This window comes from Flammeovirga pectinis, from assembly GCF_003970675.1.
GTDB classification, from domain to species: Bacteria; Bacteroidota; Bacteroidia; order Cytophagales; family Flammeovirgaceae; genus Flammeovirga; species Flammeovirga pectinis.
The window spans coordinates 271,362-287,716 of record NZ_CP034562.1; the positions used below are offsets into that span (position 1 = coordinate 271,362).

General features: G+C 33.9%; 12 protein-coding genes and 1 tRNA gene. 5 read left to right on the forward strand and 8 right to left on the reverse strand.

Annotated features, from left to right (window positions below):
• Positions 1-5: 5 nt before the first annotated feature.
• From priA to EI427_RS01115, 3 genes are all read right to left on the reverse strand, one after another.
• The gene (gene priA / locus EI427_RS01105) at positions 6-2,510 is read right to left on the reverse strand and encodes a replication restart helicase PriA (protein ID WP_126610826.1); all 2,505 of its coding nucleotides are present in this window, start codon (positions 2,508-2,510) and stop codon (positions 6-8) included.
• A 60-nt stretch (positions 2,511-2,570) separates the two neighbouring features.
• Positions 2,571-3,245, reverse strand: a complete 675-nt coding sequence (tsaB, locus tag EI427_RS01110; protein ID WP_126610827.1) for a tRNA (adenosine(37)-N6)-threonylcarbamoyltransferase complex dimerization subunit type 1 TsaB — start codon at positions 3,243-3,245, stop codon at positions 2,571-2,573.
• 224 nt (positions 3,246-3,469) lie between these two features.
• Positions 3,470-4,240 (reverse strand): peptidylprolyl isomerase, encoded by a 771-nt coding sequence (locus tag EI427_RS01115; RefSeq protein WP_126610828.1) that lies wholly within the window; start codon positions 4,238-4,240, stop codon positions 3,470-3,472.
• Between the two features lie 241 nt (positions 4,241-4,481).
• On the opposite strand from EI427_RS01115, the gene EI427_RS01120 reads away from it, so the two are divergent.
• Together EI427_RS01120 and EI427_RS01125 are read left to right on the forward strand one after the other, a co-directional pair.
• Positions 4,482-7,241 carry a TonB-dependent receptor gene (locus EI427_RS01120; RefSeq protein ID WP_126610829.1) on the forward strand — a complete coding sequence of 920 codons (2,760 nt, stop codon included), beginning with the start codon at positions 4,482-4,484 and terminating at the stop codon, positions 7,239-7,241.
• Between the two features lie 93 nt (positions 7,242-7,334).
• Positions 7,335-8,543 (forward strand): hypothetical protein, encoded by a 1,209-nt coding sequence (locus EI427_RS01125; protein ID WP_126610830.1) that lies wholly within the window; start codon positions 7,335-7,337, stop codon positions 8,541-8,543.
• Between the two features lie 201 nt (positions 8,544-8,744).
• On the opposite strand, the gene fabG is transcribed toward EI427_RS01125, so the two are convergent.
• Positions 8,745-9,491: a 3-oxoacyl-[acyl-carrier-protein] reductase gene (gene fabG, locus EI427_RS01130; RefSeq protein ID WP_126610831.1), complete on the reverse strand. Its 747-nt coding sequence runs from the start codon at positions 9,489-9,491 to the stop codon at positions 8,745-8,747.
• Positions 9,492-9,693: 202 nt separating this feature from the next.
• Between fabG and pepT the strand changes: the two genes are divergently transcribed.
• Positions 9,694-10,917 (forward strand): peptidase T, encoded by a 1,224-nt coding sequence (pepT, locus tag EI427_RS01135; RefSeq protein WP_126610832.1) that lies wholly within the window; start codon positions 9,694-9,696, stop codon positions 10,915-10,917.
• Between the two features lie 79 nt (positions 10,918-10,996).
• Here pepT and EI427_RS01140 read toward each other — a convergent pair whose 3' ends face one another.
• The gene (locus EI427_RS01140) at positions 10,997-11,257 is read right to left on the reverse strand and encodes a hypothetical protein (RefSeq protein ID WP_126610833.1); all 261 of its coding nucleotides are present in this window, start codon (positions 11,255-11,257) and stop codon (positions 10,997-10,999) included.
• 93 nt (positions 11,258-11,350) lie between these two features.
• Here EI427_RS01140 and EI427_RS01145 point away from each other — a divergent pair, with 93 nt between their 5' ends.
• Positions 11,351-11,734, forward strand: coding sequence for an AAA family ATPase (locus EI427_RS01145; protein ID WP_126610834.1), 384 nt, complete (start codon positions 11,351-11,353; stop codon positions 11,732-11,734).
• On the opposite strand, the gene EI427_RS01150 is transcribed toward EI427_RS01145, so the two are convergent.
• Positions 11,731-13,482 (reverse strand): DcaP family trimeric outer membrane transporter, encoded by a 1,752-nt coding sequence (locus tag EI427_RS01150; protein WP_126610835.1) that lies wholly within the window; start codon positions 13,480-13,482, stop codon positions 11,731-11,733. The two genes, EI427_RS01145 and EI427_RS01150, sit on opposite strands and share 4 nt — an antisense overlap.
• A 46-nt stretch (positions 13,483-13,528) precedes the next feature.
• Entirely contained in the window at positions 13,529-15,301 is a 1,773-nt protein-coding gene (locus tag EI427_RS01155; protein ID WP_126610836.1) for a DcaP family trimeric outer membrane transporter, read from the reverse strand.
• Between the two features lie 125 nt (positions 15,302-15,426).
• Between EI427_RS01155 and EI427_RS01160 the strand changes: the two genes are divergently transcribed.
• Positions 15,427-15,499: transfer RNA gene (locus tag EI427_RS01160), tRNA-Arg, on the forward strand.
• 525 nt (positions 15,500-16,024) lie between these two features.
• Here the strand turns inward: EI427_RS01160 and EI427_RS26305 are convergent.
• Positions 16,025-16,339 carry an IS66 family transposase gene (locus EI427_RS26305; RefSeq protein ID WP_262708873.1) on the reverse strand — a complete coding sequence of 105 codons (315 nt, stop codon included), beginning with the start codon at positions 16,337-16,339 and terminating at the stop codon, positions 16,025-16,027.
• Positions 16,340-16,355: the final 16 nt, after the last annotated feature.

A 16,355-nucleotide genomic window follows, 5' to 3' on the forward strand; every position in this document is an offset into this window, starting at 1 on the left:
ACAGTTTAGTTAGGATCTACATCAATACTTACCCATACACGTTTAAAAGGTTTTTCTTCTTTTAAATTAAGTATAGCATGATGGATGTAGTTCTTAGCTTTCTTTAAATCAAAGTTTTCTCTTTCGAGTTTTATCATGATTTCAGAAAGGTAATAGTTTCTTATCTTATTGATGACCGGTTCTTGGGGACCCAAAATACGCTTTGCACCCAACCAATTGATTAATCTTTTACCTAACCATTCGGCACTATCTCTTGTGAGTTCTTGCTTTTCACTTCGAATAGTTAATTTGATTAATCTTGTAAATGGAGGATAATGGTATTGCTGACGTTCTTGTATTTCTTTGCGGTAAAAATTACGGTAATCATGTCGAGCTACTTTAGCAAAGAGTGTTTCTTTAGGCATTGTTGTTTGTAAAATAACTGTACCTGCATCACCTCTTCTACCTGCTCTACCACTTACTTGCGTAAGCAATTGGAAAGCTCTTTCGTGTGCTCTAAAATCTGGAAAGAAAATTAAACTATCAGCATTTAATATTCCAACTACACGTACATTATTAAAGTCTAGCCCTTTAGTGACCATTTGTGTACCCACTAAAACATCTATATGTCCTTGCTCAAAATCAGTAAGAATTTGCTCGTAACTGTGCTTCCTTCTTGTTGTATCAAGATCAAGCCTACCTACACGAATATCAGTAAGAAATGTTTTTAGTCCCTCTTCTACTTTTTGAGTTCCTAACCCCACAGTTTTTAAAGATGTACCACCGCAAGAAACACACGTTTTAGGAACATGTTCTTTATGACCACAGTAATGACAGCGTAATTCATTTCTATAAATATGATAAGTAAGATTTACAGCACAATCTGGGCAAGAGGGTACCCAACCACAGGTTTCGCAACTAACATAAGGTGAATATCCTCTTCTATTTTGAAATAAAATGGCTTGGTTTCCTTCTTCGGTAGTTTTGTGCACCAACTGAAGTAGCTCGTCAGAAAAATCATCTTTCATTTTTTTCTGCTTTCTCATTGCCTTTATATCAATAATTTTGATTTCTGGCAATTGAGCATTTCCGTACCGTTCAGTTAAACCAGCGTAAGCATATTTCTGTTTAACGGCTAAATAAAACGATTCTAATGAAGGTGTTGCTGAACCTAAAACAACCTTTGCATGGTGGAAATGAGCCAATACCAATGCAACATCTCTACCTTGATATCTAGGGGCAGGGTCGTTTGCTTTGTATGAACTATCGTGTTCTTCGTCTACTACTATTAATTCTAAATCAGAAAAGGGTAAAAATAGAGAAGACCTAGTACCAATAATTACTTGAAACTGCCCTTCTTGAACGCCTTTCCATGTTTCTACACGTTCGTTATCAGAAAATTTAGAATGATAAATACCTAATACATCACCAAAGTAGACTTTTAACCTACGTACTAACTGACTTGTAAGGGCAATTTCAGGAATCATAAATAAAGCTTGTGATCCATTTTCGATCACGCTCTTTATCAACTTTAAATAAACTTCTGTTTTACCACTACCAGTTACACCATGTAATAAGCAAACGCCTTTATCATTTAAACCTGTTACTGTTTTTTGTAGGCACTCGTTTTGTGCTGCAGATAACTCTGGAGTTGGCAGCATTCTATCAGCAATAGATAATTCGAAACGAGGTATTTGCCTTTCAAACTCTTCAAATATCTTATTTTTGGTCATTGTACCAACAGAACTAGCCGATAACTCTTTTCCTACATTGATAAATTCCTTTTTACTTACACCATGATAATTAGTCATGTGGTCTTCATGTACAGGAACTAAAGTGAGGTATTTTAATAAAGCATCTCCTTGTTTTGCTTTTTTACCAAGCGATTCAAAAAGTTTATCTAATACTTCTGGGTGTTCGGCATATTGTTCAGTAAGACGGAGGCGTTTCTCCATCTTTGGTTTATATTTTTCTTTGATTTGCTCTATCAGCAGAATAGCTTCTTTGGCAATCAAATCTTTAATTGTTTTATAGGGACTTTTTAACTGAATAATGTTACTTACTTGAGAGTAAGCTACAGTTTGTTCTTTTTCTAAAGTAGATAATAAAGTAAATTCTTTATCATTCAACATCTCTAGGTTTTCCTCTACTATAAAACTAGGATGTAATTGTATATAAGATTGGCTACTTAGTTTTAATCCAGACGGAAGTGCAATATTTAGTACTTCACCAATAGTACACATATAATATTCAGCTACCCACTTCCATAACTTAATCTGCATTTCTGTTACAGAGGGATCTACTTCAAGTACTTCTAAGATAGGTTTAGGATCGTATTTTTCGGGTCTTTTCTGATGAATTTCAGAAACAACACCCGTATACATTTTTCTATTGCCAAATTCTACAAGTACTCTATGACCAACAGCAAGTTCTACATCTGTACCTAAAGGAATACTGTAGCAGAAACTTTTAGGTAGAGGTACAGGTAAAATTACTTCTGCAAAATTATGTTGATCTTCAAATAGGGACATTCCGTAATGTATACTTTTAAAATTAAGGTAAAGACCTTTTTTATAGGTGAATAAAGTGACTTATAACCTCTTTCTTGGAGTTGTTGCTTGGAATTCTTTAAGGTATTCAGGTTCCCAGTAAGCAACATCTTTAAAATCTTCTGCCTTATAAAGCTCTACTGCTAATTCTCCAATAAATTGAGCAGATGGAACAATGTTTTTGATTAATTTAGTTGGTCGGTTATCAAGTAATTCTTGACATTTTTCTGCACCATTACCAAAATAAACTAAACGTGCTTTTACATCAGAAAGACTATTCTCGTCCATTACCATAGGTTGAGGAGAAAGTAGCTCTTCCATTCCTTTAGTATATAAGGCTGTGTAAACTTCCATTCTACGGGCATCAAGCATTGGGCAAATGATATCTTCGGCATCTGTTGTATAAGAAATCTGAAGTGCCATAGACTTTAGTGTACTCACACCAAGTAATGGTATATCTAAAGTAAAACATAAACCTTTTGCAGTAGATGCACCAATACGTAGACCAGTGTAAGAACCAGGCCCTTCAGAAACAGCGACAGCAGATAACTCCGACATGTTAATACCTGCATTTTCTGTAACGTTTTGAATCATTACAGCAAGATATTCTGAGTGAGACTTGTCAATATGTTGCTCGTAATATGATAACAATTGACCTTCTAATGTATGTAATGCTACTGAACAAACAGTAGTAGAGGTGTCGATACTTAAAATCAAAACAAAGTGTTTTTTAAAAACTGTAAATAATAGCCGTAAAGTATCTGTATAAATCAAATACTTATTGTTGCCAACTTAAGCAGTTGTATAATTAAACTCGGAAGTTTTGGATCTTCTTTTTAGTCTAACTTGTCCCAATTTTAACTGTTCAACTGCTTAATATACAAATTACGTATAGTTTTAGAATAACTACATCATCAATTAATAATTAATAGAGAATTAGTTTATTCAATCACTTTTACTTTCATCGGTATAATATCTACAGGCCATTCGAATTTATCGGTTTCTTGGTCACAAATTTTATCAACAACATCCATTCCATCTATTACTTCACCAAAAACAGTATGCTGCCCATCTAAATGAGGGTCGCCTCCAATTTTACGATAAGTATTTTTTTGTTCGTCAGTATACTTTAAACCATTCTCATCTTCAGATTGTAACATATCACCTTCGGTAACTTCTCTACCTTGAATAATAAAAAAGTCAAAAGGTGTAGATTCTCTTTTAGGATTGTTTTTATAAGATCTTGCAGCAGATAAAGCACCTCTTTTATGATAAAAACGTCTAGGGTCAATTTCATTAGGAATATGATACTTACCTATAGCACGTTTTTTCTTTCTAAAAGCGGGGTCATCAGAATCTCCACCCTGAGCAACAAAGTTTTTTACTACTCTATAAAATTGAGAATCGTTAAAGTACCCTCTTTTGGCCAGCATAATAAAACTAGCTCTATGTTTACTTGTTTCTTTAAACAGCTTTATTTTAATATTCCCAAACTTTGTCTCTATTACAACAATTGTTTCTGGGTTTTCTGGCCCATACCATTCTAATTCTTTTAAAGCGTTGGAGTCGTCTAATTGAGGGATCTTACGAACCACCTTCTTTTTATTATCAAACTCTTTTTTTTGAAACTTGGTGTTTTGGCTATCTGAACAGCTCAAAGTGATACATCCAAGAAAAAGTAGTAATATTTTCAGTTTATAATCTCTTAACATTGGTAGAATTCTTAAAAAGTTTACTCAAATCTATTGAATCAATGAAAATTTAGCTAATCCTACCATTGTATATTTTGTTTATAACATCTCTTCACAACTTCATGTAACATTAGATTCATATTAGAGTAGATTTATTTAACAACAAGTTTAAGATTTCTAAAATACTACAACATATACGAACCCTACATTTGCAATGTGATTTGGTAAACACGGTTTTAGTATAAAAGAATTTAACAAAGCAATGAACAAATTATTTATTTCGTTCGCACTCATCTTAATCTCACTTACAGCCTTTGCTCAGAAAGGTATTGTTAAGGGTAATGTAAAAGACGCTGATAACGGTGAAGACGTTATTGGTGCAAGTGTTTCTTTACAGGGAACAACAACTGGAGCATCTTCGGATATTTTCGGAAAATTCCAGTTTAATGCAGATCCAGGAACTTACACATTAGTGGCATCGTTTATTGGATACACAAAAACAACACAAGAAATTACAGTTGTAGCAGGAGAAGAAACAGTAGTTAATTTTTCTTTAGGAGCAGATGCTCATGAATTAGAAGCTGTGGAAATTGTTGCTAAAGCAAATACAGAATCAGCAGGTGCATTAATGGTTGAAAGACAAAATGCAGATGTGATGATTCAGGCAATTGGAGCCGAAGAAATGTCTGTTAAAGGTATTTCTGATGCAGAAGACGCTGTTGCTAACGTAACAGGAGTTACTAAAGCAGAAAGAGGTGGTCTTTTTGTAAGAGGTTTAGGTGATAGATATAATAATGCAACAGTTAATGGTTTAGCTGTTCCTTCTACAGATCCTAATAAAAAAGTAATTGATCTAGGTTTATTCTCTACAGATGTAGTAAGAAACATTGATATCAATAAAACATTCAATCCTTCTTTATATGGTGATTTTGCAGGAGCAACTGTAAACATTGTAACTAAGGATTACCCAGACGAAGGTTTTTTCACTATCGGTTTAGCAGGAGCGTATAACTCTATAGCTACAGGAAACGGATTTAAAACGTTTAACGATGGTGATATGGAAGCATTTGGTTTTACAGGAAACGGTAGAGCTTTACCATCAGAAATGGCAGATAGACAAGTTCCTAATTCTTATGACAACTCATTCTCTCCATCATATAAAACAGCAGGTCCTAATATGAGCTTTAGTGCTGCAGGTGGTAACTACTATGAATTTGGAGAAGAAAGTGCTTTTGGTTTTGTAGCATCAGCATCTTTTGATAACGATTACGAAATCAGAGAAGGTGTAAAAAGAACTTACAGAGCAGAAGGAACTACAATTAACAACTACGATTCAAAAGAATATATCTATAGCACTAACACAACAGCTATGGCAAATATGTTCTATAAGATCAATAACAAGAACAATATCTCTTTCAATAATATCTTTATTAACGAGTCTGCTAATAGTGTTTTAGACCTTCAAGGTAAGCACGAAGAATTAGGTAGAGGAGAGCCAATCTTTAGAGAAAGAAATACATACACTCAAAATACTGTAAATATCCACCAATTATTAGGTGATCATAAGTTCTTAGAGAATGATCGTTTAAAATTAACTTGGGGTGCAGGTTACTCTAAATCTTCTAGCCAAGAGCCAGACAGACGTCAGATTACTTATAGAGATTTAGAATATACAGATGGTGAGTTTTCAGGTATACTTTTTGCAAATGCACCAGATGATTCTCATAGATTCTGGAGTGATATGAACGAAAATACTTGGTCTGCAAGAGTTGGAGCAACGTATGGTTTAGGTAACTATAATGAGTATAATGATTCTTATAGAAGTAATATCTCGGTAGGTTACAATGGATCTTTTAAAGATAGAACTTTTGAATGGTGGATGTCTACATTAAGTATTCAAGGAGCTCCTCCAAGAATTGATATCGATAATCCTCAACCAGATTTAGATCAAAACTTTGCTGACGGTACTTTAGTTTACAAACCAATTGTACGTTACGATACTAAATTTAATGCAGTGATGAATGTAAATGCATTCTATGCAGATTATAGCTACGAATTAGTACCTGAAAAATTAAAAGCAAACATTGGAGCAAGATACGAGCAAGGTTACCAAGAAGTAACGTATAAAAATGAAGGAACTACAGACCCAACTGCTCCAAACAATGTAGATATTAAAGAAACAAATAACATCTTACCATCATTAAGTTTAAAATATACGGTAAATGAAAAATCAAATATTCGTTTTGCAGTATCACAGACGTTAATTCGTCCAATGATGTCAGAGTTAATTCCTTTCCGTTTCACATTCGCAAACGGTCAGAAAATTGTAGGTAACCCAGACCTAGAAAACTCAGATGTTTTAAACTTTGATCTTAAATATGAGATCTTCCCTAATGCAGGAGAATTATTCTCAGTAGGTGTTTTTGCTAAGCAAATTGATAACACTATTGAATTAGTAACTAAAGCATCTGCAATTACAGAATATACTTACGTAAATGCTGGTACATCTAAAGTAGCTGGTGTTGAGTTAGAGATTAGTAAAAGAATGTCTAACATCTTTAAAACAGGTGGTTCTTGGATGGAAAGAACAAATGTTGGAGCAAACTTAACTTTACTAGCTTCTGAAACAGATTTAAGTGGTTCAGATGGTCAGTTTACTAACCAACAAAGAGCAATGTATGGCGCTTCTCCTTATATGGTGAACGCAAACGTCTCTCACGAAACAAATATCTTCAGTGATAATGTTACTTCAACATTCACTGTTACATATAACACATTCGGCGATCGTATTGTAGCTGCAGGTTCTCAAGGAGCAGGTGATATCTACGAAAGATCATACGGAACTTTAAACTTTATCTGGAAAAACAAGATTGGCGAAAAAATCAGTTTAGACTTATCTGTTAAGAACATCTTAAATCCTGAAATTACTCTTGAACAAGAGTTTACGAACGGAACAACAGGTGTTGTAGAAACTTATAAGAGGGGACTTGATGCTAAGCTTGGATTCAAGTACAGTTTCTAATAAACAAAAAAAAAGAGGGAGTAAAAACCGATCCACTCTCTCTTTTCTAAAAATTAAAAATTAATTCTTAAGACAAATTTACGTTTTTTAATTATGAAAAAGCAATTTAGACAGGTAGCAATCGCAGCATTAATCGGATTATTTACATTTTCATGTGATTCTGATAGCGTTACAGGTCCAATAGACGATATAATTGGTGATAATCCTGGTGATACTACTGGTACTGACAGTGATAGATTACAAGATAAAGCTTATGCAGCAAGTAAAATTGTAGCAAACGGAGCAGGCACAGGAGCTGGTACTTTACCAACTTGGGCCAAAGGATTAGACTATGCTGGTACTTCTGTATCTGGTGCTTTTGATTTAACAATCACATCAGGCGAACTTACAGATAGTCAATTGTCGTGGTCTGGTAATGTATCTATTTCAGGAGCAGTTAAAGTTCCTGCAGGAAAAACGTTAACTATTGCAGCAGGTACAGTAATCGAAGCACAAACTCCAGACTCTTATGTAATGGTAGTTCAAGATGCAATGATTGATGCACAAGGTACTGCAGCTAATATGATTGTATTTACAGCTAAAGATAAAAACCCAGGAGCATGGGGTGGTTTATTATTAAACGGTCGTGCACCAATTAATAATGGTGATACAAAAGGTGAAGCTTCTCCAGAAGTTGACTCTAGCGTAAAATATGGCGGAAGCGATGCTACAGATGATTCTGGAGTATTATCTTATGTACGTGTAGAATTCTCTGGTTTCAAATATGGAGATGAGTCGGAACACAACGGATTTACATTCTCAGCAGTTGGTTCAGGAACAGAATTATCAAACTTACAAGCATTTAAAGGTACAGATGATGGCCTTGAGTGGTTTGGTGGAACTGTTAGTGGTGAAAACTTAGTTTCTGTAGGTTGTGAAGATGATTCTTTTGACTGGGCACATGGTTATGTAGGTTCACTTACTAACTTATGGGTAATTCATGATGATTCTAGATCATTTGATAAAGCTTTTGAAATTGATAACAATAGCAGAAATAACTCAGCAGAGCCTTATACTAATGCTAAGGTAACTAATGTAACAGTAGAAGGTGTTTTAGGTAAAACTACTGCATTTAGAGTAAGAGAAGGAGCTAAAGGTTCTTTCCTTAACGTAAAAGTTACTTCTGCTAAAAAAGGTTTTGATATTCATAATAATGTTACAATCAACAACGTATTAGACAACGGTTTAACAGTTTCTGCTTACACTGCAGAAGAGGTTGATACAGAAGTTGCTTACGTAGATGACTGTGAATCTTGTGAGTAATAAGATATATAGTTAGACTAAGCTCAACATAACCCAAAAATGAGCTTATACTAAAACTCGCACACACCAAATCAGTGAGTGGCCCTAGGTTAAAAATCTAGGGCTTTTTTATTTTCAAAATCTATGTTTTAAACTAGACAAAATAAAAAAGGCCTCCATTACTGGAAGCCTTTCAATATTCTATAAGGTTTTAATAAAGTATTATGACTTCATGGCACCAGTCAACTGAATAGTTTGTCTAGTAATATATGTAGACATATCAGAAGCTAAGAATACACAAAGATCTGCTACTTCCTCTGGCTTACCACCTCTCTTCATAGGGATGTCTGCCAACCATACGTCTTTTACTTTTTGATCTAAAGTAGCTGTCATTTCAGTTTCAATGAAACCAGGAGCAACAGCATTACAACGAATGTTACGAGGAGCTAATTCTTTAGCTACAGATTGTGTAAAACCAATAATACCTGCTTTAGAGGCTGCATAGTTTGCTTGTCCAGCATTACCATATATACCAACAACAGAACTCATATTAATGATAGAACCGTTACGTTGCTTTAAGAAAGTCTTAGTAGCAGCTTTAGTCATATTGAACACAGAGTTCAAGTTTACTCTAATTACTTCATTAAACTGATCTTCAGTCATACGCATTAAAAGAGTATCTCTAGTAATACCTGCATTATTAATTAACGCATCTAATGCACCGAAATCTGTTGTGAAATCTTGAACTAATTTTTCAGCAGCTTCCATTTTAGAAGCATCAGAACGGTAACCTTTTGCTTTAATACCAAACGCTTCAAGTTCAGCAACTAGTGCTTCTCCTTTTTCAACGCTTGAAAGGTATGTAAAACCTATATTTGCGCCATGTTCCGCGCAACGAATTGCGATTGAACGTCCAATACCTTTAGACGCACCTGTAATCAAAACGTTTTTGCCTTCTAGCAGTTTCATGGTGTGTGTTTCTAATTTGTTAGAATAAATTCAGCCTGCAAGTTACAAAAAAGTAGTAATGAACAAGTTTAATTGTGATTTTACCAATCAAAAAGTTTAATTTTTTTGCAGATTTATTAACGTTGACAATTAGAATGCAACTTTTATCGGTTGAAAACGCTTTGAATTGTATATTTGATTAAATATTAAAACGATCAATTCAATGGAGAAATTATTAGAAAGATTTTTACGTTATGTGAAAATCGACACAGAATCTGTTCCGGGCTTAAAGCAAATACCTAGTACTCAAAAACAATTTGATTTATCAAAATTACTAGTTGAAGAATTAAAGGAAATAGGTTTAGAAGACATCACTTTAGATGATAACTGCTACATAATGGCAACTTTACCTTCTAATATAGATAAAGTAGTGCCAACGATTGGTTTTGTGGCTCATGTAGACACAACTCCAGATTTTACAGGAGCAAACGTAAAACCTATTGTTTGGGAAAATTACGATGGAAAAGATCTTGTTTTAAATAAGGAAGAAGGTATTGTTTTAAAAACGGATAACTTTCCAGAAATTAAAGCTTATAAAGGGCAAACTGTTGTTACTACAGATGGTACAACGCTTTTAGGAGCTGATGATAAAGCAGGTGTAGCAGAAATTATGACTGCTATGGATTACCTTGTTCAGCATCCAGAAATTAAGCACGGTAAAATTAAAATTTGTTTTACACCAGACGAAGAGGTTGGTGCAGGTGCAGACCTTTTTGATGTAGAAAAGTTTGATGCAGAATGGGCTTACACTATGGATGGTGGTCCGATGGGTGAATTTGAATACGAAAACTTTAATGCTGCAGGTGCTGAAATAACTTTTAAAGGTCAAAATGTACATCCTGGTACAGCATTGGGTAAAATGGTTAACTCCATGAATATTGCGGCAAAATTTGCAACAAAATTACCTGATAATGAAACTCCTGAAACTACTTCTGGTTACGAAGGCTTTTTTCATCTTCTAGGAATGAGCGGTTCTGTTGAAGAAACAAAGTTAGAATACATTATAAGAGATCACGACCGTAAGTTATTTGAGGCACGTAAAGATCATTTAGAATCTTTAGTCAAAGACTTTAAAAGAGAGTATGATAAGGCAACAATTGAATTATCTATTACTGATCAGTACTACAATATGAAAGAAAAGGTAACACCTAATATGCATATTGTTACTCTAGCTTTAGAAGCCATGAAAGCATTAGAAATTACACCAGATGTAAAAGCTATTCGTGGAGGTACAGATGGTGCTCGTTTGTCTTATATGGGTTTACCTTGCCCAAATATCTTTGCAGGTGGACATAACATGCACTCTCGTTTTGAGTATGTTCCTGTTCCAACAATGGTAGAAGCAACAAAAATGATAGTGAAAATTGCAGAACTAAATGCAAAATAGAAAGGCAATTTCTTAAGAGACATGACCTTTAAGTTTAAAGTAGTCATCCATAATTATTTTATTAGTTATGGGTGACTACTTATTTTTTTAATAATTTTTTCCAATCAATTTTAGGGCAAAATGGAAGCAGACGATCTAATTCATAGATAGATTCAATTTCATTGTCAAAAAGATCACTCGTCTTGTATTTTACTTGAATATACGAGCCATCATAATTATAAAGTTCGTGCTTTTTACCAAGTCGATACATTGTACTTAAAAAGTCAGAAAAATATTGAACAATTTCTGCTTTTTCTATGATACTCAATTTATTAAAAGTAATGTGTTGTAGTTGAATCATGGTGATGAGAAATTTATGTTTTTTGTTCGTCGTTCATTAAATTTAACTGATATTGATGATAACATTGAATAAATCGAGTTATTTTTTTTAGGAATGAAGAGATTAATTTTATTGAGAGGGCTTCCTGGAGCAGGGAAATCTACATTAGCAGCGTCTTTAGGAGGCTCTATAGAAGCAGATGATTTTATGGTTGATAAAAATGGAAATTACTTTTTTGACCCTAAAAAACTACCTTTTGCACACAAACAATGTGAGGAAATGACAGCTTATTGTATGGGTAGAGAACAGGAGTTGATTATTGTATCAAATACTTTTACTACTGAAAAAGAGATGAGAGGTTATTTTCTTTTAGCAGAAAAACACAATTACGAAGTATCAACAGTAATTGTTGAAAACCGACATAATAGTTCATCAATACATGATGTCCCTAATTTCAGAATACAAAAAATGAAAGACAGGTTTGATATAAAACTCTAAATGTCATAACGAATATACATCTGAAATCTTGAGGCATCTCCTCTTTCCTGATCTTTATTTACGCGTGCTCCTTGTACAAAACTTCCACCTACCCGCATCCTGTCAAAAGGAAACCAAAACATATTTGCACTAGTGTAATAACTTCTTTCGAAAGTGGAACCAGGTTGCCAAACAGAATTATCAATCCAAGAAAACCCTGTCACGAAATTGATAAATAAGTTTTTATGGAAGTAATATTCATACGTGATGTACCCTCCTAAAGTAAAAGGAATATAGATGTTTTTTGTAGGACTTGCTACGGCATCTAAATTATAAGAGGAAAAAGCAGAAATGTAGCGAGTAATACCTCTACCGCCAATTGCTTGATAATAAAATTTATGCTTCTCGTTAGTAGTACTATTCTTACCACTAACCATTAGCCCATATCCAACTTTGGTGACAACATCATCATAAACGTTATGTTGTGAGAGTACTCTAAATAACCCTGCAAATTGTAACTGCCCAGTAGGATATTCAATTTTATATCTTGATGCCACATCTGGAAATAATTGTCTGCTATCAATTGCAATTGTATCTCCAAAGTTTTTAGTAGGTGTTTCTAAGCTAATAGCAAACTCATTATTACTGTTTCCTACTTTTTTCTCAAAACGTATTAATCCTTGTCTTGTAGATGATGAGCTACTTGGACCTTCGTTATCTACAGTAAGAGGAGTTGAATATAGATCTGTAAAAGTAGTCCAAGTTTGACCTACTGTTAAATAGCCATATTGTACATAAGCTTGTCTTAGTCTGAAATAATCATAAGAGACACTTCCGCCAGCAAAATCAGCTTCAACATAGAATTTGATGTAGCCTTCGTCTGTTTTTATTCTAGAAAAGAAACCAAGTCTAGATTGTCTAGCCCCCATGTAAAAACCTCTATTTTCTACATTTTTTTCTCCAACAGGAATCTTATAAGGTACAAACCCACCTGTACTTGTTAGGCCATTAAAATCATACAGTCCGTTTAGTTTTATATACCCCCTAATATCTACATTATTAACAGGTTTTGCTAAATCTTGAGGGTGGGTATTATCTACAATTTTAGAAGAATCCATTTTAATTTTAGGTAATAATTTTACCACATCTTTAAAATGACTTTCTATAACAACAGTGTCTTTTCTATGGATAACCGGTTCTATATCAGCAATAATAACATCCTTTTCTGCGGTAGTTTCAATTTTTAAAATATGCTCTGTGCTATCATGTAAAAATATCGATCCCCAAAATGGTAAGGCACCATCTCTATATGCCCAGAAACCGTGATTTCCCTTTTTTAATATCAGTTTTGTCTCTGCATAAGGAGCAATATTGTAGGGTATTTTATCAATTTCTACAATAACACTCTCATCTTCTATATTTTCAATTTTAAGTACAGCACCACCACGGTGTAATTTATGTTTTACAGGAGGCGTTATTAAATCAGCTTTAGCTAAGGTGTCTATTATGGTTAGGTATTTTTTATTTACATAACCTCTTTTACCGGTAATGTAATCCCAAACTCTTATGTACTCATTTTCTTTGTTAAGTGGTAGAGATAAAACATCTCTATCTTTTTCAAGTTGTAAAAGAATAGGACTATTTGTTGTTCTATGATCTTTTAAAACGGTTTTTTTATTTACGGATGTTCTCATCCATTGTCCGAATGCACTTTGTGATATCAGGAGATATAAGGAAAAAAATAAAAATACTTTAAATGTATTTTTCATGCAATTCAAAAAAAAACGTTAGCTGCTTTTAAAACAATTTAAAAAATTAGATGTCGTAGCGGATATACATTTGTAGCCGAGATGCGTAGCCACTATCTCCGTTTTTATTTCTTCTAACACCGTATATATATCCTGCTCCTAATTGCATTCTATCAAAAGCAAACCAATACGAGTTAAAGCTGCCATAATAACTTCTTTGGTAACTATCTTCCGCTTGCCATGCAGCAGTTTGTAGCCATGTAATACCACCTGTTATGTTACTAAAAAACTTATTAGACCAATGGTGCTCTAGAGATAGATACCCTCCGGCTGTTTTAGGAATAAAAATACTATTGTCGGCAGTATTTACGAAAGCATCCATATTGTAATTTCTAAATGCTCTTACATATCTACTAATACCTTTACCATACACAGCCTGAAAGTAAAGGATGTTATCTTTATTTTGAACATATTGTTTACCGCTAAACATAATACCATATCCGGGCGTATTACTTACATTATTAGTGTTGATATCTGTGTAGGAAATAACTCTAAATAAACCAGATATTTGATAATGTCCTTTATCAAAAGTGACTTTATATCTAGAGGCAATATCAGGAAATTTTTGTCTTTGATCTACAGCAACAGAATCTGTAAAAGTAACCGTTGGAGTTTCTAGAGCTACACCAAATTCATTTTCAGAATTACCTACTTTCTTCTCGTACCTAATCATACCCTGGCGGATTAGAACAGAACTGTTAGGGCCTTCTCTATCTACGGTTAAGGGAATGGCTTCTAGGTTAGAAAAAGTTGTCCATGTTTGCCCTACAGTAAGGTATGCATATTCTGCATAGGCTTGTCTTAAGCGGAAGTACATTTTATTGGTTGCACCACCAGCAAAATCACCTTCCACATATATTTTTAAGTATCCGTTTTTAGCTTTTATGTTAGACGAAAAACCTAATCTAGATTGCCTTGCGCCCATGTAGAAACCTTTATCTTGTGTATTTCTATTTTCGCCAACAGGAATTTCTACAGGTACAAATCTATCTACATCAGATAGTCCATTAAAGTCATAAATAGTAGCTAATTTTATATAGCCACGAATACCAATTGTACTTTTTGCTCTTTCAAGATCTTGAGGGTGCTTATTCGTTACAATTCGAGCAGTATCAATTTTTACTTTAGGTGTTACGTTCACAGTATCTACATGGTGATATTCCATTTTTACTGTATCTGACCGGCTATATATTGGCTCAAGATCTGTAGTTAAAACCTCTTCTTCAGACCCAACTTTTAAAACATATTCTGCACTATCAGCCAAGTTTAAACCACCCCAAAAAGGGAATGCCCCATCTCTACTTACCCAAATACCGTGGTATCCTTTTTTTAGACGAAGTGTAATTTCTTCATAGGGTTGAAGGGAATAAGGGATTTGATCCATTTCGATATTTACATCTTCACTATTTAAGTTTTCTAAGTGTAGCGTAGTACCACCTCTTGACAACGTTCCAGCAGCAGTTGTATCTTTTAAAATAACCCTTTGTAGAGAATCATATAATGTGAGGTACTGACCGTACACAAAACCTCTTTTACCAGAGTTATAATCCCAGACTCTAACATATTCATCGTTTCCACCAATAGGCAGAGCTAAGAGTGAATGCCCTTTTTCTAATGTCATGATTACATGACTATCATTCACATAAGTATCACGCATAAAAACATCGTGATTTACTTCAGCACGAATCCATTGAGCGTGAACATTATTAAATAATGAAAGAATACAGAAGAAGAGTAAGAGTATAAGTTTTGAAGGTATTCTCATTGATAACGAGGACATTCAGATGATTTTATAGAAAAATTGAAGATTATGAGTATTAAAAATACATCTTTTTATTTTTAAATAGAAAATATCCTTGTTGTTTCAGTGTGCTATAGGGTGTATATTCGTGAAAATTATTTTTAGGCTTCATAGTACAACGGATTAGTACGTAGGTTTCCGGAGCCTGAGATTTGGGTTCGATTCCCAGTGAGGCCACTGAGATTAAATCATTATGTTTAGAAAAAGTGCAAACTGCGTAAACGGTATAGTTAAGGCGGTTTGCACTTTTTTGTTAATACGCAAAATAGGTAGTTTTTACCCTTTTTTAGCATAGTTTTGTCGCAAATCTGTCGCAATTTTTTTCCTCATTTTTAATTTTTCAACTCCCATGATTTTATGATCCTACGTTCCTACAATCCTACATCTTTCTTATTTTTTATACATATATCTATTTAAAGTATAATAAGGAAGGTTATAATAAAGAGTTGTAGAAAAATGATGTAGGATAGTGTAGGAAATGACTTATTGATTGGAATAGGAGAGTATAAGTTATAAACCGACTTCTGAATTAAATGATTAGTCACCTATTCCAATCAATTATTCAATTATGAAAGGAGAGTTATCATCTATGTAAGCAGTCGGCCAACCCGCACACATGCCTATACCAACTTATTTAGTAGGTAGTAATTCCTTAAGTTTATTGATTGGATACTCATCAATAATTTCTAATGTATTTTTTAGCTACTTATATGGTTCTACATCATTCATTTTTGCTGTAGCGAAAAAGGAATAAAACATTGCGATCTGTGAAGCTCCTTGTTCATTGCCTGCAAACATATAGTTCTTTCGACCAATTGCAAGCGGACGTATTTTATTTTCGATTGGGTTATTATCAATGAGAAGCTCACCGTTCTTAAGATATTCACGTAATCCTTTTTCGTGATGAAGAAAGTAAGTAATAGCTACACCAATATCGGTTTTAGGTAATACTCTTTGTTCCTTTGCCCATTCGAAGAGCTTATTAATAATTGGGATAGCATATTTTTCTCTCTCCAATTGAATCTCTTCTGTT